Raw genomic sequence first — 18,218 nt, 5'->3', positions numbered from 1 at the left:
CGGTTTTGAGCAGTACCCCTTTGAAGTCCTGGCTGGCACGGCAGGCATACAGCCTGGTGTTGCGGCTCGGGATGCCTGCATACCTGTGGCGGGTGTGGGCGCGAGGCAAGGAAGAACCCGATTACCGCGCGAATTGGCCGCAGCGATTGGGGTTCTACGACCCAGCGTATCGCGCCTTGTTGGCAAAGCAGGATGCACGACCCGTTTGGTGGGTGCATGCCGTGTCTTTGGGCGAGGCGCGGGCTGCCATGCCGCTGATTCAGGCCATGCGCACGCAATGCCCGCACATGCGTCTGCTGTTGACGCACACGACCGCAACCGGGCGTGAAGCGGGCAAGGCGCTGTTGCAAGAGGGGGATCTTCAGACCTGGTTGCCCTACGACACACCGGGTGCGGTGCGGCGTTTTCTGCGTGTGCATCGGCCGCAAGTGGGCGTCTTGATGGAGACCGAGGTCTGGCCCAATGTGCAGCATGAAGCGGCCAGACTGGGCGTGCCCATGGTCTTGGCCAATGCGCGCTTGAGCGAAAAGAGCCTCAAGCAGGGAATGCGCTTGGCGGCCTTGATGCAGCCCGCTGCCCATTTGCTCACCCTTGCCCTGGCTCAGACCGAGGATGACGCCCGTCGCGTGCGCACGATGGGGGCCCACGATGTAAAGGTGTGCGGCAACGTCAAATTTGACATGTCACCGGCACCGCAGTCCTTGGCACTGGGCCGCCGCTGGCGTGAGGCGTCCACTCGCCCTGTGGTGCTCGCGGCCAGTACGCGCGAGGGGGAAGAAGTGGGACTGCTGGATGCCTGGCAATCCATGCGGGCAGCTTGCACGGCAGGTGAGCCAGTGCCCCGTTTGCTGCTGGTGCCGCGTCACCCGCAGCGCTTCGATGAGGTGGCTGCGCTGGTTGCGGCGAGGGGCTTCATCGTGTCTCGCCGCAGTACATGGGCGGATGGGCAGCCTGATCAAGCTGATTTGGCGGCCGATGTGTGGCTGGGCGATTCGATGGGAGAAATGCCTGCCTACTACGCGGCTGCACGTGTGGCGTTGTTGGGCGGGAGTTTCGCGCCTCTGGGCGGGCAGAACCTGATCGAGGCGGCCGCATGTGGTTGCCCGATCGTCATGGGGCCTTCCACGTTCAACTTTGCCGAGGCGGCTGAATTGAGTGAGCAGGCCGGTGGCGCCGTGCGCGTGTCAGATTGGACGCAGGGCGTGCGTGTGGCGTGCGAGTTGCTGGCCTCAGGTCAGGATGCGGGCATGAGCGAACGCGCTTTGACCTTTGCGGCCTCGCATCGTGGGGCCGCCGCGCGCATGGCGCAGTGGATCAGCCGATGCGCACAAGGCTCGCGCTGAACGGGGGCTGATCAGGCGACCAGGTCTTGCCACTCTGGGTGGCGACGGATGTATACAGCCACGTAGCTGCAAACAGGTTGCACTTTCAGCCCTTGTTCGCGTGCCCAGGTGAGGGCCGCTTGCACCAGTTGTGCGGCAATGCCGCGACCTTCGAGGGCGCGAGGCACACCGGTGTGCGTCATGTGCATGACACCATTGAGCAGGCGATAGTCGGCTTCGCATATGAGCCCATCGACCTCGCAGGCAAAGCGACCGATGTCGGGGTGGTGGGTGATGTGCAGGGTGGGATTGTTCATGTCCATGCCTTGTTGATCTTGGGTTTCAAACCCATCCGAGTGCGCCCAGAATGGCGCCAGCCATCACGAGCCAGATGAGGCGGACTTTGGTTCGCCAAACCAGTCCGGCCACCACGATGCTCAGGATCAGCGCACGGGGTTGTGTGCTCACCGGCGGGGTGAGCAACCACCCGGTGGCGAGCAGCAGCCCCACCGTCACGGGCATCATCCCTGCCTGGAAGGCGCGAACGCTGAGCCAATCTTTGCGGGATTCAATCCAGCGCGATGCGGCCAAAGCCAGCGTGGACGACGGCAACATGATGCCCAGCGTGCTGGCCAAGGCGCCCCCCAAGCCGGCGCTGTACCAACCCAGCAGCGAAACGAATAGTACGTTGGGACCAGGGGCTGCCTGGGCCAAGGCAATGGCCGCCGTGAAGTCGGTCTCACTGAGCAGTCCATCGTTGGTGACCAGACGACGGTGCATATCAGGCACCAGTGTGATGGCGCCGCCAATGGCCAGCAGGGACAGGGTGAGGAAGTGCTGAAACAGGGCCCACCATTGCTCTGGTGACCAGGAGACGGGCGTCATGGCGGCGGTCATGCGCGGTGTCCGGCAGTGGCTTGCCGCTTCAGTACGAGGTAGGTCCACAGGCACGTCAGCCCGCCCAGCCCCATCAAAACCCAAAGCAGCGGCCAATGTAGCCAGGCCATCATGCCGAAGGCCATCGTGCACAACAGCAGGCAGACGGGCCAGCCCAGTTCGTGTTCTTTGAGTGAGGACGACAGCTTGAGCACCGTGCCCACAATCTGCCCGGCAGCCACGGCTGCAATGCCAGTGAGTGCGCCTTTGATCAGGCCTTGTGCGTGGGGCAGTTGACTGGCTTCACCCAGTAGCCAGGCGAGTGTCAGCATGACGGTCAGCGGCAGGGTGACCATGCCGCCCAGTGCGGCCAAGGCGCCGCGCCAGCCGAAGAACCTGTCACCAATCATCAGCGACAGATTGCAAACATTGGGGCCAGGGAGCACCTGCGCACTCGACAGCAATTCGACGAAGTCGCGGTTGCTGAGCCATTGGCGCCGATCGACCAATTCCCTTTGAGCCACGGCGATCACGCCTCCGAATCCTTGCATGGCCAAGCTGGTGAAGGCCCAGAAGACTTCAGCGGGGGATTTCGGGCGCGATGCGCCGTGAAGGGTGTCAGGCATACACGGCCACGACTTGGTAGCCCAGTGCTGCGAGTTGTCCGCACGGGGTCCACAGCGTGGTCTTCTCGTTGACGTAGCCTTCGCCGGTGGCGAGTGCCTGCTTGTCCATGAGCCAGAAACCATCGGTCTGACCGATCGTGACGGGGCGCAACTCCAGCGCCCAGGACACCGAGGAGGCCGGGGCAAAACCTTTCAGTTGAGCCAGGGCCGGTGTAGGACCCGAGTCGGCCAGGAGCACGGCTTGCAGTTCGGCGTCGACGCCAGCGCTTTCGTTGAGCCGGACGAAGGTGTGGTTGTGCCAGTCGTTCGTCCCCATGAAGGGAACGCCGCCCGAGGCTTGCCGAAAGTCCAGATGCTGCGTGAACGCAGGCGTCATGCCGGGCACATACGGCCACTTGAATGCCGTCTCGGGGGTCTTGCTGACGGCGACTTTTTCAGGGCGCAGTTCAGGCAGGGCAGATTCGCGGTTGGTGCCAAAGACGCCCAGCAGCACGCCACCAACTTGTTCGACGCCCTGTGCGTCGGCCTGCATGACCTGTGCCTTGACCTGACGGATGTTCTTGCCCTGACGCAGCAGGGTCACGTCCACGTGGGCCAAACCAGGGGCCACGGGGCCGACGAAGTTGGTTTGAAGCGCACGCAAAGGCCAGTCGGCGCCACAAACATCCCGCATGGCCTGAACGACCAAGGCCGACAGCAGCCCGCCAAAGGTGGTGCGCCCTTGCTGCCAGTCTTCGGTCAGGTGAAAGGTGATGCGTTGACCATTGCGCACGCGGTGAGCGAGCAACTGAGCCAACGGCGTGGATGCGGGAGCGTCTTGAGACATGGCAGGTCAGGGGATTGATTGACCTGTCATTATCAAATGGGTGCCCAAGATGTGCCGGTGTGGGTATTTCCGAGCAGTGACGCGATTTGTTGCGCAGGCATGGGGCGGCTGTAGAGGTAGCCTTGCACGCGGTCGCAGCCACGGCTGGCGAGGAAGGCCTCCTGGTCGCTCATTTCGACGCCTTCTGCAACCACCTTCATGTGAAGCCCATGTGCCATTGTGATCATGGTGCCGACCAACTGACAGTCGCTGTCGTTGCCGGGCAGGTCTTGCACAAAGCTGCGGTCAATCTTGAGTTGATGAACCGGGAAGCGTTTGAGGTAGGCCAGCGATGAATAGCCGGTGCCGAAGTCGTCGATCGACAGGTGGACGCCGAGTTCGTGAAGCGCTTGCAGAAAGCGCTCGGCGCCGACACCGGATTCCATGAGGCCGCTTTCGGTGATTTCGATCTCCAGCCGGTCAGGGGCCAGTCCTGTGTCTTGAAGCGCGCGTGCCAGTCGGGCGACCACGCCGCCACGGCGGATCTCTGCTGGCGACAGGTTGATGGCGATGCGTCCAAAGTCCAAGCCCTCGTCTAGCCAGGCCTTGCCTTGCTGGCAAGCTGCGCGCACGACCCATTCGCCCAAGGCCGTGATCATGCCGGTTTCTTCCATGACCGGGATGAATTGCGCGGGGCTCATGGGAGGCAGGGCATGCCCGTCTTCGTCGAGCGCAGGCAGCAGGCGGACCAAGGCCTCGATGGCGACGATGTGCCGGCTGTGGAGGTCCAGGATGGGTTGGTAATGCAGCTCAAAACCACCCTTGGCGATGGCCTGTCGCAAGCGGGTTTCGAGCTTCAGGCGGTTGGTGGCCAGCGCTGTGAAGGCTTCTGTGTAGAAGTGGAAACTGTTGCGACCATTGCGCTTGGACTCGTACATGGCGGCATCGGCGTTGCGGATCAGTTCCGATGCGGTTTCCCCATCGTTGGGGAACATGCTGATGCCGATGCTGGCGCGCACATAGACTTGCTGCCCGCCGTCCAGCGTGAAGGGCTGATTCAATGTCTCCAGAATGGCAGAAGCGACTTGTGCCGCTTGCTGTGGCTGATTCAGCTGCTCGAGCACCAGCAGGAATTCGTCGCCGCTCAAGCGACCCAGGGTGTCTTCTTGCCGGACGCGTTGACGCAGGCGTTTGGCCACTTGCCGCAGCAGGCTGTCGCCAGCGGCGTGACCCAGGCCGTCGTTGACCGTCTTGAAGTTGTCGAGGTCGATGAAGACGATGCCCAACTGAGTTTGGTGGCGCTGGGCCAGATCGATGGCGTGTTGCAGGCGCTCATGCAACATGACCCGGTTTGGCAATTCGGTCAGTTGATCGAAGTGCGCCATGCGGGCCAGTCGGGCCTCGGTTTCCTTGAGTGTGGTGATGTCGGTGAACATGCCCACGAAGTGCGTGGCTTGACCGTCAGACGAACGCACCGCGCTGATGGACAGCTTGATCATCAGCGTTTGGCCATCTTTGCATTGAAAGCTGACTTCGTCTTCCCACTCGCCGTATCGGCGCAATTGCGCCACCACACGTGTGATGGTTTCTTGCGAGTGCTGGGAGAGCAGGAACTCGGGGCGGTGACCCAGCACGTCGGCTTCGGTGTACCCCGTGAGCTTGGTGAAGGCGCGGTTGATGGACACCAGATGCTGGTTGGTGTCCAGCACGATCATGCCTTCGTGCGCGCTTTCCAAGGCAGCGGCGTGCAGGCGCATGCGCTCCTGATCTTGCGCATGAATGGCCTTGTGGTGCAGATTGCTGAGCGCAAATGACAGGTCCAGCGACAAGGCTTCAAACAAGGACAACTCTTCGGGGTCATCGTCGCTGACGCGTCGCCCCAGCAAAAAGAGGTGACCGACCAGCGCGTTGTCTCGACGCAGGGGGATCACCACGCAGCCCTTGGTGCCGGCGGTCACGGCAGCTTGAATCCACTGTGGCGATTGCTCGGTGCATGGCAGGCCGCGCGTGCGGAAAATCTGCCCTTGAAACAGGCCGACGGACAGTTCGTCGGAGTGAGCCGATACCTCGGGCAGATAAAAGTCCAAAGAGGCGGGCAGGGGCGTGCCTTTGCTCGCCGATGCTTGACCGCGCCACTGGGGCTTGTGGCCTTCTTGCGGGCCGGTGTCGATCAGTGCGACCCACGCATGGTCAAAGCGACCGTGATTGACGGCCACATCGCAGATGTGCCGAAACAGGTGCTCGGGCGAGGCCGAACGCGCCACCACCTGACTGGCCTGACTGACGAAGTCGTACATGCGCGTTTTGTGGCGCAGGCGGCGCTCGATTTCCCGGCGCGAGCTGTCATCCCATGCCATCCACACGACTTCGTTGGTGTCGGGGACTGCAGCGCAACGCGTTTCGAAGTAGCACATCTGGCCATGCATCGGGATGGCCAGTGACATGGTCTGCGGCTCATGGGTTTGCAAGGTTTTGGACAGGGTGTCCAACAATTGCTTGGCCATGGACTCAGGGAACACGTCTGTCAACGCTCGCCCAATCAACTCCTCAGGCGGGCGGCCCAGCAACTTCAAATTGTTGCCGTAGATGTCGAGGTAGCGACCTTGCGCATCGAAGTGGAAAGCCAGGTCGGGCAAAGCATCAGCGAAGGCGCGCAGTTGAGCTTCCCGGGTGCGCAGCGCCGCCACGGTGAGCTTGTGTTTGCGACGCGTGCGCGTGATGATGAACATGAGCAGCACGGTGAGCGAGCCCACGGCCAGCATGCCGGCCTGATCCCAATGGCGCTGAGCGCGAACCTGCGCATCAAAGGCAGCAGACCACTGCTGCTGCACTTGGGTTGCAGCGTATTCAAAGTTGGCCAAGGCCATGTGCAGGTCTTCGACATGCCCTCGCGCCGGGATGTCCAGCAGCGCGGCTTGTGTCAGGCGCGTGAGGGTGGCTTTGTCTTCCAGCGCCTTCATGTTGTCTTGCATGGATGCGGGCACCAGCGTGCGCAGTTCGCGGATGGCCTCGGCCACCTTGAGGCATTGCTGCTCGATCACCTGGGGGCTGATGTCGGCTTCGCCACTGAGCCGCCGTTCGGCGTTCACCTGGTTCTGACGGGCTTGAATCTGAACGTTCGACAGCAATTGGTCGACACGCTGTCCTCGCGTTTGCAGGGCTTCCCAGCCCAGGTGTGACCAGGTCATCAATCCCAAGCTGGAGGCCGCCAGAATCAGCACACCCGTTGCGGCGAAGCCAAGCCACCCTTTGCCAGATGCAGCAAAGGGTGAAGAGGGGCGTGGCTTCAATGCGCTCAACTTGGACTCGGACACTTCGGGGATGAATGACGCGATTGGTAAAAAAGCGTAATCATTGAGCTTACGGTTAAATAAAAGCCCTTCGTAGGCGGGACAACCCGGCAGGGTGTGCCTCGTCAAACTTCTCCCGTTTGCCGTCTAAGCGTCAACACATTGACGCCAAGTTTGACCTATGTCCGAAATCCTTGCGTATCAACCTGCTCATGCCCACCAGTCCACCTACGTGGAGGCACGCGGCTTGCGCCAGCACGTGCTGGTGTGGGGTGATTTGTCTGCGGTCAGCGCCCACAACCCCTTGGTGGTGATGGTGCATGGCTGGATGGACGTGGGGGCATCCTTCCAGTTCGTGGTGGACGAGTTGCTGGCGCGGCCTGACTGGGCGGGCCGTACCGTGGTGGCGCTGGACTGGCGAGGCTTTGGTTATGCCCAGCCGCCCGCCGCCACCGATTGCTATTTCACGCCCAACTACCTGGCCGATCTGGATGCGCTGCTGAAGGTCTTGTCGCCCGAGCACCCGATTGACCTGGTGGGGCACAGCATGGGCGGCAACATCGTGATGCTGTACGCCGGCTTGCGCCCTCAGAAAATTCGCCGACTGGTCAACCTGGATGGCTTGGGCATGCCCGCCACCGAGCCATCTCAGGCGCCCGAGCAATACGTCAAATGGCTGGACGAGTTGCAGCAGCCTGTGGCCCTGAAGGCGTATGACAGTGTGCAGGGCGTGGCCGACCGCCTGCGTGCCAACAACCCCCGCCTGCGCGCCGACCGCGCGCGCTGGCTGGCCGCCCACTGGGCGCGCGAAGAGGGCGGACGCTGGATCATCAATGCCGACCCGGCGCACAAGCGCCCTCAGCCCTTCCTGTACCGGGTGGAAGAGGTGAAGGCCATCTGGGCCCAAATTGCCTGCCCCACCTTGCTGGTGGAAGGGGCCGATACCAACTATTTCGCCTTCTGGACCGGGCGCTACGGGCGTGATGAGTACCTGGCGCGTACCCAGGTCATTGGGGATTTCCGGGTGGTCACGGTGGCGGATGCCGGACATATGCTTCACCACGACCAACCAGAGGCCGTCGCCGAGCATTTGGCTGCGCACCTTGCGCTGCCGAAATGTCCATAACTTGGCGTACGCAGCCCTCTGCTGCATGAGAAAATAGCGCCAACGCGCAAGGCTCCAGCCTCCGGGCTGACGGAGCCTTTTTGCCTTGAAAAATACACGGACACCTGCAGGATTCACATGGACATCGAACACATCAACGCCCTGGGCGCCCAGATTGCCGACCTGACTCAGCGTACCGCTGAGCTTCGGAGGTATCTTTGACTGGGATGAAAAGTCCCGCCGCCTCGCAGAAGTCAACGCTGAACTAGAAGACCCCTCCGTCTGGAACGACCCCAAGCGCGCACAAGCCCTGGGTAAAGAGAAAAAGTCGCTGGAAGACGTGGTGGTGGTCATCGACAACCTGACCCGCAACCTGGCCGACAACGGCGAACTCTTCGAAATGTCGAAGGAAGAGGGCGACGAAGCCGGCCTGCAGGCCATCCACGACGATGTGCAAGTCCTGCTGCGTGACGTGGAAGGCTTGGAATTCCGTCGGATGTTCAACAACCCGGCCGACCCCAGCAACTGCTTCATCGACATCCAGGCGGGTGCCGGTGGCACCGAGGCCTGTGACTGGGCCAGCATGCTGCTGCGTCAGTATGTGCGTTACTGCGAGCGCAAGGGCTTCAAGCCCGAGCTGGAAGACGAAACCCCGGGTGATACCGCTGGCATCAAGAGCGCCACCATCAAGGTGGAAGGCGAGTACGCCTACGGCTTCCTGCGGACCGAAACGGGCGTGCACCGTCTGGTGCGCAAGTCGCCGTTTGACTCGTCGGGTGGCCGTCACACCTCGTTTGCGTCTGTGTTCGTGTACCCGGAAGTCGATGACTCGATCGAGATCGACATCAACCCGGCCGACGTGCGCACCGACACCTACCGTGCCTCGGGCGCGGGTGGTCAGCACATCAACAAGACCGACTCGGCCGTGCGTCTGACGCACATCCCGACTGGCATTGTGGTCCAGTGCCAGGATGGCCGTTCGCAGCACAGCAACCGCGATGTGGCCTGGAAGCGTCTGCGCTCGCGTCTGTATGACCACGAGATGCGCAAGCGTCAGGAAGCACAGCAGAAGCTGGAAGACACCAAGACCGATGTGGGCTGGGGCCATCAGATCCGTTCGTACGTGCTGGACAACAGCCGCATCAAGGATCTGCGCACCAACGTTGAAATCTCCGCCACCCAGAAGGTGCTGGACGGCGACCTCGACGCTTTCATCGAAGCCAGCCTGAAGCAGGGCGTCTGAGCCGCCTGCTGACTGCCATTGCATACGAAAAGGGATATCTATGCGTGAAGGTACTGCTCCGCTGATTCGCCGCGAAGACTACGCGCCGCCAGCCTTCTGGATCAAGACGGTTGATCTGACATTCGATCTGGATCCTGCCAAGACGCTGGTCATCAACAAGATGACGCTCGAACCCAATCCAGCGCAGGCCGGTGCCGCGCTGCGACTGGACGGCGAAGACATCACGCTCACCCGCGTCCTGGTGGACGGTGAGCCCGTGACCTTCCGCATCGAGGCGGACCAGTTGGTGCTGGAAAACCTGCCACAGCAGCCCTTCACGCTGGAAATTCGCACCACCTGTGCGCCCGAGAAGAACACGCAACTCTCGGGTCTGTACACCAGCGGTGGCGGCTTCTTCACGCAGTGTGAGGCCCTGGGCTTCCGTCGCATCACCTACTTCCTGGATCGTCCGGATGTCATGGCCACCTACCGGGTCATGCTCAAGGCCGACAAGGCCAAGTACCCGGTCTTGCTGTCCAACGGCAACCTGATTCAGGAAGGCAATATGGAGGGCGGTCGCCACTATGCGATCTGGCAGGACCCCCATCCCAAGCCCTGCTACCTGTTTGCGCTGGTGGCCGCTGACCTGGTGCGCCGTGAACAGCGCATCGTGACCCGCGAAGGCAAGGAACACCTGCTGCAGATTTACGTGCGTGCCGGTGACCTGGACAAGACCGAACACGCGATGAACTCGCTGATCGCGTCGATCGCCTGGGACGAGCACCAATACGGCCTGAGCCTGGATCTGGAGCGCTTCATGATCGTCGCCGTGAGCGACTTCAACATGGGCGCGATGGAGAACAAGGGTCTCAACATCTTCAACACGAAGTTTGTGCTGGCCAACCCCGCCACTGCCACCGACGTAGACTTTGCCAACGTCGAAAGCGTGGTCGCGCACGAATACTTCCACAACTGGACGGGCAACCGTGTCACCTGCCGTGACTGGTTCCAGCTGTCGCTCAAGGAAGGCCTGACCGTTTTCCGCGACCAGCAGTTCAGCATGGACATGGCCGGCAGCCGCAGCGCCCGTGCCGTCAAGCGCATTGAAGACGTGCGCAACCTGCGCCAGTTGCAGTTCCCGGAAGACGCGGGCCCGATGGCCCACCCTGTGCGTCCGGATAGCTACATGGCCATTGACAACTTCTACACCGCCACCGTTTACGAAAAGGGTGCAGAAGTGGTGCGCATGATGCACACCCTGGTGGGCCACGAAGGCTTTGCCAAGGGCATGTCGCTGTACTTTGCGCGCCATGACGGCCACGCCGTGACCTGCGACGACTTTGCGCAAGCCATTGCCGATGCCAACCCTGACAGCGAACTGGCCAAGCGACTGGACCAGTTCAAGCGCTGGTACAGCCAGGCTGGCACCCCCCGCGTGCTAGCCGAAGGCGTGTACGACGCTGAGAACCATATCTACACCCTGACGCTGAGCCAGTCGTGCGCGCCCACGGCGGGTCAGCCCGACAAGCAGGCGTACGTGATCCCCGTGGCCATGGGCCTGGTGGGCGTGGATGGTCGCCAGATCAATCTGCACCTGGAAGGGCATCTGGACCCGATCGGCCACGACACCGTGCTGGTGCTGTCCGAGCCCAAGCAGACTTTCACGTTTGTGCACGTGCCGGTGGCGCCGGTGCCTTCGCTGCTGCGTGGCTTCTCGGCCCCCGTCGTGCTGGACACCGAGCTGGACGACGACGCCCTGTTTGCCCTGCTGGCTCACGATCACGACCCGTTCAACCGCTGGGAAGCCGCCCAGAAGCTGGCGCTGCGCCGCATCTTGTCGGCCGTGAACGGCAATGGCCACATCGAGCTGGACGCGCGCTTTGTGGAAGCCATGCGCAGCGTGCTGCGCCACACCGAACTCGACGCCGCCTTCAAGGACCTGGTGCTGACCCTGCCGAGCGAAGCCTATGTGGCCGAGCAGCTGGATGTGGTCGACCCCCAGCGCATTCACGAAGCGCGCGAAGCCATCAAGCAGCAACTGGCCCATGCGTTGCATGAAGACTGGGCGCATACCTACGAGCAAAACCAGGACAACGGCGGGTACTCGCCCGACCCGGTGAGCAGTGGCCGCCGTGCGCTGGCCAACTTGGCCCTGAGCATGCTGACCCTGGCCTCGGTGCAGAACCACAACCCCATCTGGGCCGGCAAGGCGTTGCAGCGTTTCAAGGACGCCACCAACATGACCGACCGCCTGGGTGCGCTGGCTGCCCTGGTCAACGCCCACAGCGAACTGGCCAACGGCGCGCTGGAGCGCTTCCACGCCCAGTTCAAGCACGAGGCCCTGGTCATCGACAAGTGGTTCACCCTGCAAGTCATGGCGCCTGAGCACGAAGGCAAGGTCTTTGCCCGTGCCAAGACCCTGATGCAGCACCCCGACTTCACGTTGCGCACGCCCAACCGGGCCCGCAGCCTGTTGATGGCGCTGTGCCAGAGCAACCCGGCCGCCTTCCACCGTGCTGACGCGGCGGGCTATGTGTTCTGGGCGGATCGTGTCATCGAAATTGACGCCATCAACCCGCAACTGGCGGCCCGACTGGCGCGTGCCATGGACCACTGGCGCCGCCTGGCCGAGCCGTATCGCACGGCTGCTCAGGAAGCCCTCAAGCGCGTGGCCGCCCGCAGCGAGCTGTCTGACGACGTTCGCGAAATCATCACCCGTGCGCTGCAGGACTGAAGTCGTTCGCAGCACACGCCCCTTTTTCAGTCATCCATCAACATCATGTCCAATCGAATCAGTCTGACCCGGTATCTGATCGAGCAGCAGCGTGGCGAGGCCCAAATCCCGGCCCAACTGCGTTTGCTGATCGAAGTTGTGGCCCGCGCATGCAAGAGCATCGCCATCAGCGTGAACAAAGGCGCGCTGGGCGACATTCTGGGCAGCGCCGGTAGCGAAAACGTGCAGGGCGAAGTCCAGAAGAAGCTCGACGTCATCGCCAACGAAGTGCTGATTGAAGCCAACGAGTGGGGCGGTCACTTGGCCGGTATGGCGTCCGAAGAAATGGACGACATGCACGCCGTGCCCAACCGCTACCCCCAAGGCGAATACCTGCTGCTGTTTGATCCCCTGGACGGTTCGAGCAACATCGACGTGAACGTGAGCATTGGCACCATCTTCTCGGTGCTGAAGCACAAGGGCGGCGATGTCAGCAACGACAGCTTCCTGCAACCCGGCACCGAGCAAGTGTGCGCCGGCTACTGCGTGTACGGCCCCCAGACCACCCTGGTGCTGACCGTGGGCCAAGGCGTGGCCATGTTCACGCTGGACCGCGAGCAAGGCTCGTTCGTGCAGATTGCCGACCAGGTGAAGATTCCGGAAGACACCAAGGAATTTGCCATCAACATGTCGAACATGCGCCACTGGGATGCCCCGGTCAAGCGCTACATCGACGAGTGCCTGGCAGGCAAGGAAGGCCCACGCGGCAAGGACTTCAACATGCGCTGGATTGCCTCGATGGTGGCCGACGTGCACCGCATCTTGACCCGTGGCGGCATCTTCATGTACCCCTGGGACAAGCGCGAACCGAACAAGCCCGGCAAGCTGCGCCTGATGTACGAAGCCAACCCCATGAGCTTCCTGATCGAACAAGCCGGTGGCGCTTCGACCAACGGCCTGCAACGCATCATGGAACTGCAACCCACCCAACTGCACGAGCGTGTGGCCGTGGTGTTGGGTTCGAAGAACGAAGTGGACCGCGTGACCGCGTATCACCGCGAAGCCAAGTGATGGCGTGTTGAACAAGCCCAAAACCTCGTGCTAGAATTTTGGGCTTGGAAGCCGGTGTAGCTCAGTCGGTAGAGCAGCTCATTCGTAATGAGAAGGTCGAGGGTTCGATTCCTTTCTCCGGCACCAAACAAATCAACGACTTAGGCCACCTCGCAAGGGTGGCCTTTGTTGTTTTTAGGGCATTTACAGACTTTTTACAGACTAGTAAAAGTGTCCTGCTTTACAGCTCAAAACCCCTCCCAAGTGGGCTGCCAGCTGTCGTAGCTTGGCGCAGACGGCGTCCACGCCGGTTGGTAGATGTCCTCGCCATACGGGCTACCGCCCACATCCGTCCAGGTGTCATCCACCATCGGCAAGCCGGTGGCCGGGTTGATGTCTGGTGTGCTGTCGGTTGGTTCGTTCGGGTTGTGTGTCATTGGCTTTCCTCCTTGGTTGCCCTGCCCGCCCCGTTGAGGGCGGGCGATATGCCCTCGCGGGCGTTTATCAGTCTTCGTTCGGCAGCATGATGATGATGACCGGCTCGCCGCCATCCCCCGGCCCAATGTGCATGGCTAGCGCCATGAGGCGTGGTCGCCGTGCTGTCCCGCTGCGCGGTACCACCAGCACGTTGAACGGCACCCGGCATCCACCACTGGCCCGCTTGGCGGCCAGGTAGGCCATCCACAACACGTCCCACAATCTGCCGCTTTCGTCTTGTGGCGTCTGCCTCTTGGTATCCGCATCGGTCCATTCCACCGTTTGATGCCAGGCCGCTGATGTCAAGGCCACCGGCAACCTGAAGCCCGCCTCCTGGGCGGTTTCGGTCACGTCAATCAACACGCCGTCCTCTATTGCCTGGGCACGGGAGAAGCTGTAAATCAATTCACCGAAGGGGTCGTTGTTCAAAGGGTCGTTGTGCATGTTTGCTCCAAGTGCCACCGGATTTCTTAGATTCCCGAGCCTGGTGTTCATGCGTTCTCCGGGGTTGTCGCATGGGCCCGTTTGGCATCGCTGCCACCGTCTTTTCCTGAGTTCCTTCGCCTGCGAAATAGCTGCCCCAGACTGGCAAGCCAACACCAGCGCTGTCAAAGCCGCAGCCCAAGCACTGGGTGCTGGGACCGGGTGCCGAAGCGCACGAAGTGCCCACGCTGGCGGGGGCTGGTGGTGGATGGCCGGGATGGAGGCACGCTCGCAGGAATAGCGACGGACACAGGCCAAGCGGTGGCGGCATCCAGGGCTTGGCGACAAGCCCGCTGGTGGCTGGTCCAAGACCGGCCACCCTGGCCCCACGCTGTCTGCCGCAGACTGTCTGCGCGGGGCGGCTGTTTGGGCAAGCCGCAGGCGCGCAGCCACTTTGCATGGCCAAGGTGGCGGAGTTGGGAGCCGTTCGGCAGCGGAACGTAGTGAAGTGGCACAACGGGGCCAGGCGTCCAGCCGCAGCCCAGTGAGTCACACCCTGCCCACAGGGTTGGCGAACTGCCTGGGGGAGCCGCGCTGAAATGGCCGACAGGTTCACCGTCGTCGCAGCCATACGAGGCCCCAAGGCCGAGGGTTCAGCGTGGGGGCATCGCCCGCGTCCCCAAAGCCGTTCGGCTTGGGCAAGCGCGTCAAGTCAGGCGCAGCACTGACCGTCAGCCCCAACGCGTCCAGCGTGCCGGGTTGAGGTGCTTGCCCAAGCCGGGAGCGGCCCGCTGAAAGCGGGTTGTGACAGGTGCGGGGACGCCGGTATCCCATGAGCGCATGGCACGGCGTCCAGCCGGGCAAAACACCCGAACCGGCGTCCAGACGGTGCAAAGGGTGTGGTGCGCCTGGAACCGCATGCGGTTCGTTCCCCCTGTTCGCCCCCGGTCACACACGGGGGTGAACACGCCCTCGCACGCCTATACACATACATGACAACACCTTTCCAGGGGGACATGATGGTGAAGAAGGACGGGCGACTGCTGGCCCGAGACAACGAGACTCGGGTGCTGCGGGCCATTTCCAGAGCGGGCTGGTTGCGCACCCGCGACCTGGCTGCCCTGTGCTTCATGGGGCGCTGGGCGTCGAAGCCCAGTGGGCCACCGGGTTTGGGACCGACAGCGCCCACGGCTTCTGCTGTGCGTATGGCTCAACGCACCCTGCGCCGCTTGCGTGATGGGCGGCTGGTCATCAGCGCTCAGGCACCGGACGGCAGCATCATCTATGCCCTGTCCGAAGGCGGTGCCCGCCTGCTGAAAGAGGCTGGGCTGGCAGCGGTGAGCGGCAAGGACTTGGTGCGAGGCTACAGTGCTGCCTATTACCGGCATCGGTGCATATCGAATGCCATCGCGGTCAGTGGCATCGTGCAGGGGTTTCGGGTGAGCATAGAGCGCGAAATCGCCCAAGGCCTGTGGCTCGGAGGTGATGCAGGCATTGCAGGCAAGCGCCCGGATGTGCTGCTGCGCAGCGGCAACCAGGTCTGGCATGTGGAGGTGGAGCACTCTCGCAAGTCCCAGAAGGACTATGCTGCCTTGCTCGTCTGGCTGACCAAGGTGCTGAAAGACAAAATGCGCCCGGACGGTGGCCAACTGCTGGGCGTGGGTCTGAGCTGGGCGAAGGTGGTGTTCATCTGCACGCCTGCGTTTCAGGCCAAGCTCTGCCGTGACCTGGCGACTGCTGGATGGACGCCCGCGCACATCGCGTTGTTGTTATGGTTCGAAACCGCGCTATACGGTTTTGCGGACATATTGTTTCCTTGAAAAGAAGGTCATGGGGCGCGGCAAGGTAGGTGCCGCGCTGCACGCAACCCGCTCTCGGCACGGCTGCCTCAGTCCGTGTTCCCCTGGCAACCTGCCGCCAGATGTAAGGGTTCCCAACACCGGCTGAGTCACTTCGGCCGGTGTTGGTCTTTATGGACCTTCGTTGGCCTGAATGACCGGCTGACCAGGTAGACCGGGTAAATACCGGAAACAACATGCTCCCATCTATTGGCTGGGAGCCATCACCTTGGAACAGATTTTGAATTTCACTCGGTCACCTGGTCATCACGACCTGGCAGCTCGCATCAAATCCCCGCCACTGTCCTTCTTCAGCAGTTCATACACCACGTCAAGGAACACGCTGCGCGTGCTTTCGTCGCTCAGCAACTTGGTGGCCATGGCCTGGTGGCTCTGCATGGCGCCCACGATGATTTGCACCGCCGCTTGAGGCAAGTTGGCCTTCATGGCCTGCTCTTTGGTGTTGTTTTCCACCTGGGCCATCACCACCTGGTCGCCGCGCAGCTTTTCTGAAACGTGCACCGCCAAGGCCACCTTGTCGGTTTCGCTGATGTCAGCGCCAAAAGCGTTGTTGAGCTTTTCCACCAGGTCGGCCAGATAGGCTTTCTGTGTGTCCTTGGGGTCGCGCATGCCGTTGTCGGTGATGGGGTCCAGGTACGGCGGTGGGCCGGGTTCACCGGCCACACCAGTCAAGGCACCGTCCCTGCGCAGCCGGTAGTGGGTCAGCATCAGCCCAGCCAGGTCCACCTGGTCAGCGCCAATGCCGTGCAGGCGCTTGCGCAACAGGCGGGCAAAGCTGGCAAAAGCCTCCAAATCCGGGTCGCCAAAGTCCATCAGCTGGGCCACGTACTCGTAATTGCGCACGAACTTGCTCAAGCTGCTGCTGAAAATCATCAGCTGGTCGCGCTGCATGGCGGCGTCGGCCCGGTAGGCGTCGGCTTCGTTCTGGCCCACCACGTTGCCTTCGGCCTTGGCCCGCTCCCAGGCTTGTTCCCAGCGGTCGATTTCCTGGGTGAGTGCGTCCAGCTTTTTGTTGAAGCGGTCGGTGGCGGGCTGGGTGATGGTGTAAAGCTTTTCGTGGGTGACGTGCTTGCTGACAATGGCCTGTGCAAACGCCTCCACCTCTTGCGGCTCATAGATATGGGCCGCATCCAGGGTTTGTTTCAGGTCGTACACCACATTGGCGTCTTGCACGTCGGACACCTGGGCATCGCGGTAGTACAGCTTGAACGCTGCCAGGATTTCCTCGGACTTGTTCACGAAGTCGATGACGAAGGTCTTGTCCTTGCCAGGGTAGGTACGGTTCAGGCGGGACAGCGTTTGCACCGCTTCCACGCCTGAAATCTTCTTGTCCACGTACATGGCTACCAGTTTTGGCTGGTCAAAGCCCGTCTGGTACTTGTTGGCCGCAATCATCACCCGGTAGTCGTCGGTGTCGAAGGCCTTGCGCATGTCCCGGCCACGCAGGTCGGGGTTCATGTTGGTTTCGTTGAACTGGTGGTCTTTGGGCAGGTCTTCCGCCACCATCAGCCCGGTCTGCTTGTCCTGGTTGGGCACATCGCCGCTGAAGGCCACCATGGCATGCAAGTCTGTGTAGCCACGCTCCTTGCAGTATTTCTCAAGCATGCGGGCATAGCTGACTGCTGATGCGCGGGAACTGGTCACGACCATGGCCTTTGCCTGACCATGCAGCAATGCGGCCACGTTGGCGCGGAAATGCTCCACGATGAGCTGCACCTTCTGGCCCACGTTGGTGGGGTGCAGCGACATCCACTTGGCCAGCGAGCGTTTGCCGGATTTTTCGTCCACCCGCTGGTCAGCGGCCACCGCCATGTCAGAGGCCATTTTGTAGGCTAGCTTGTACGAGGTGTAGTTCTGCAACACGTCGAGGATGAAGCCTTCCTCGATGGCCTGCTGCATCGTGTAGAGGTGGAACGGCACGGGCGGGTTGTCTTTCGACACCGGCAGCGCAGGGTTCCGTGGGCGGCCAAACAGCATCAAGGTGCTGTGCTTGGGCGTGGCGGTGAAGGCGAAATAACTCGCATTGCCGGGCCGCTGGCGGGACGACTGCCAGACGGACAGCTTTTCTTGCGCCGTGAGTTTGTCCCACTCGTCCTCGCTCTGGCCAGTCAGCACATAGCGCAGGTCGTCCGCCGTGCTGCCGCCCGTGCTACTGTGGGCCTCGTCGATGATGACGGCAAAGCGCCGGTCACGCAGGCTTTGTTCGCCCAAGATGGCTTCTTGGGCATACGGGAAGGTTTGCAGCGTGCAGACGATGATGGGGGTACCGGCCAGCATGGCCTGGGCCAACTGCTGGCTCTTGGACAGGTTGGACGTTTCCCGGTCCACCGCCTTGACCACGCCGCTTTGGTGTTCGATTTGCGTGATGGCGTCTTGCAGCTGCTTGTCCAGCACTTGCCGGTCGGTGACGACAATCACGCTGTGGAAGTACGGCTCGCCGTTGGGGTGGC

The 18,218-nt window shown here is 62.1% G+C and carries 14 protein-coding genes and 1 tRNA gene; 7 read left to right on the top strand and 8 right to left on the bottom strand.

The genetic code is table 11. From position 1 onward, the window contains the following. The first annotated feature begins 5 nt into the window (after positions 1-5). Positions 6-1,343: a 3-deoxy-D-manno-octulosonic acid transferase gene (locus ACMV18_RS03375; RefSeq protein ID WP_420816679.1), complete on the top strand. Its 1,338-nt coding sequence runs from the start codon at positions 6-8 to the stop codon at positions 1,341-1,343. A gap of 11 nt (positions 1,344-1,354) precedes the next feature. On the opposite strand, the gene ACMV18_RS03370 is transcribed toward ACMV18_RS03375, so the two are convergent. Genes ACMV18_RS03370 through ACMV18_RS03350 form a run of 5 tightly spaced genes read right to left on the bottom strand, consistent with a single transcriptional unit; the run spans position 1,355 to position 6,943 of the window. Beyond that, positions 1,355-1,639 carry a GNAT family N-acetyltransferase gene (locus tag ACMV18_RS03370; protein ID WP_420816678.1) on the bottom strand — a complete coding sequence of 95 codons (285 nt, stop codon included), beginning with the start codon at positions 1,637-1,639 and terminating at the stop codon, positions 1,355-1,357. Between the two features lie 25 nt (positions 1,640-1,664). Beyond that, a complete protein-coding gene (locus ACMV18_RS03365) occupies positions 1,665-2,219 on the bottom strand; it encodes a chromate transporter (protein ID WP_420816677.1) in 555 nt (184 codons plus the stop codon). Then, positions 2,216-2,824, bottom strand: a complete 609-nt coding sequence (locus ACMV18_RS03360) for a chromate transporter (RefSeq protein WP_420816676.1) — start codon at positions 2,822-2,824, stop codon at positions 2,216-2,218. The genes ACMV18_RS03365 and ACMV18_RS03360 overlap by 4 nt, the downstream gene beginning before the upstream one ends. After that, positions 2,817-3,650, bottom strand: coding sequence for an acyl-CoA thioesterase (locus ACMV18_RS03355; protein ID WP_420816675.1), 834 nt, complete (start codon positions 3,648-3,650; stop codon positions 2,817-2,819). The genes ACMV18_RS03360 and ACMV18_RS03355 overlap by 8 nt, the downstream gene beginning before the upstream one ends. Positions 3,651-3,682: 32 nt before the next feature. Further along, positions 3,683-6,943, bottom strand: a complete 3,261-nt coding sequence (locus tag ACMV18_RS03350; protein WP_420816674.1) for an EAL domain-containing protein — start codon at positions 6,941-6,943, stop codon at positions 3,683-3,685. Positions 6,944-7,100: 157 nt separating this feature from the next. On the opposite strand from ACMV18_RS03350, the gene ACMV18_RS03345 reads away from it, so the two are divergent. The 5 genes from ACMV18_RS03345 (at position 7,101) to ACMV18_RS03325 (ending at position 13,156) form a co-directional block, all read left to right on the top strand. Next, entirely contained in the window at positions 7,101-8,045 is a 945-nt protein-coding gene (locus ACMV18_RS03345) for an alpha/beta hydrolase (protein WP_420816673.1), read from the top strand. Positions 8,046-8,162: 117 nt separating this feature from the next. Beyond that, a protein-coding gene (prfB, locus tag ACMV18_RS03340; protein WP_374259063.1) for a peptide chain release factor 2 occupies positions 8,163-9,267 on the top strand; the annotation gives its coding sequence in 2 pieces (ribosomal slippage) (positions 8,163-8,243 and positions 8,245-9,267; 1,104 coding nt in all). Between the two features lie 40 nt (positions 9,268-9,307). After that, positions 9,308-11,980 (top strand): aminopeptidase N, encoded by a 2,673-nt coding sequence (gene pepN, locus ACMV18_RS03335; protein WP_420816672.1) that lies wholly within the window; start codon positions 9,308-9,310, stop codon positions 11,978-11,980. A 45-nt stretch (positions 11,981-12,025) separates the two neighbouring features. After that, positions 12,026-13,030, top strand: coding sequence for a class 1 fructose-bisphosphatase (locus ACMV18_RS03330; RefSeq protein WP_374259065.1), 1,005 nt, complete (start codon positions 12,026-12,028; stop codon positions 13,028-13,030). Between the two features lie 50 nt (positions 13,031-13,080). After that, positions 13,081-13,156 (top strand) — tRNA-Thr (locus ACMV18_RS03325). Between the two features lie 101 nt (positions 13,157-13,257). On the opposite strand, the gene ACMV18_RS03320 is transcribed toward ACMV18_RS03325, so the two are convergent. Together ACMV18_RS03320 and ACMV18_RS03315 are read right to left on the bottom strand one after the other, a co-directional pair. Next, positions 13,258-13,446: a hypothetical protein gene (locus ACMV18_RS03320; RefSeq protein WP_420816671.1), complete on the bottom strand. Its 189-nt coding sequence runs from the start codon at positions 13,444-13,446 to the stop codon at positions 13,258-13,260. A gap of 67 nt (positions 13,447-13,513) precedes the next feature. Beyond that, positions 13,514-13,930: a DUF6573 family protein gene (locus tag ACMV18_RS03315; protein ID WP_420816670.1), complete on the bottom strand. Its 417-nt coding sequence runs from the start codon at positions 13,928-13,930 to the stop codon at positions 13,514-13,516. Positions 13,931-14,901: 971 nt separating this feature from the next. Here ACMV18_RS03315 and ACMV18_RS03310 point away from each other — a divergent pair. Next, entirely contained in the window at positions 14,902-15,729 is an 828-nt protein-coding gene (locus tag ACMV18_RS03310; protein ID WP_420816669.1) for a hypothetical protein, read from the top strand. Between the two features lie 285 nt (positions 15,730-16,014). Here ACMV18_RS03310 and ACMV18_RS03305 read toward each other — a convergent pair. After that, the coding region (locus tag ACMV18_RS03305) for a type I restriction enzyme subunit R domain-containing protein (protein WP_420816668.1) at positions 16,015-18,218 on the bottom strand (2,204 nt) is incomplete at its 5' end.

It is taken from the genome of Aquabacterium sp., assembly GCF_048860245.1.
Taxonomy (GTDB): domain Bacteria; phylum Pseudomonadota; class Gammaproteobacteria; order Burkholderiales; family Burkholderiaceae_C; genus Aquabacterium.
The sequence above is the reverse complement of the archived record's forward strand: the minus strand, read 5'-3'. Positions and strand labels throughout refer to the sequence as shown.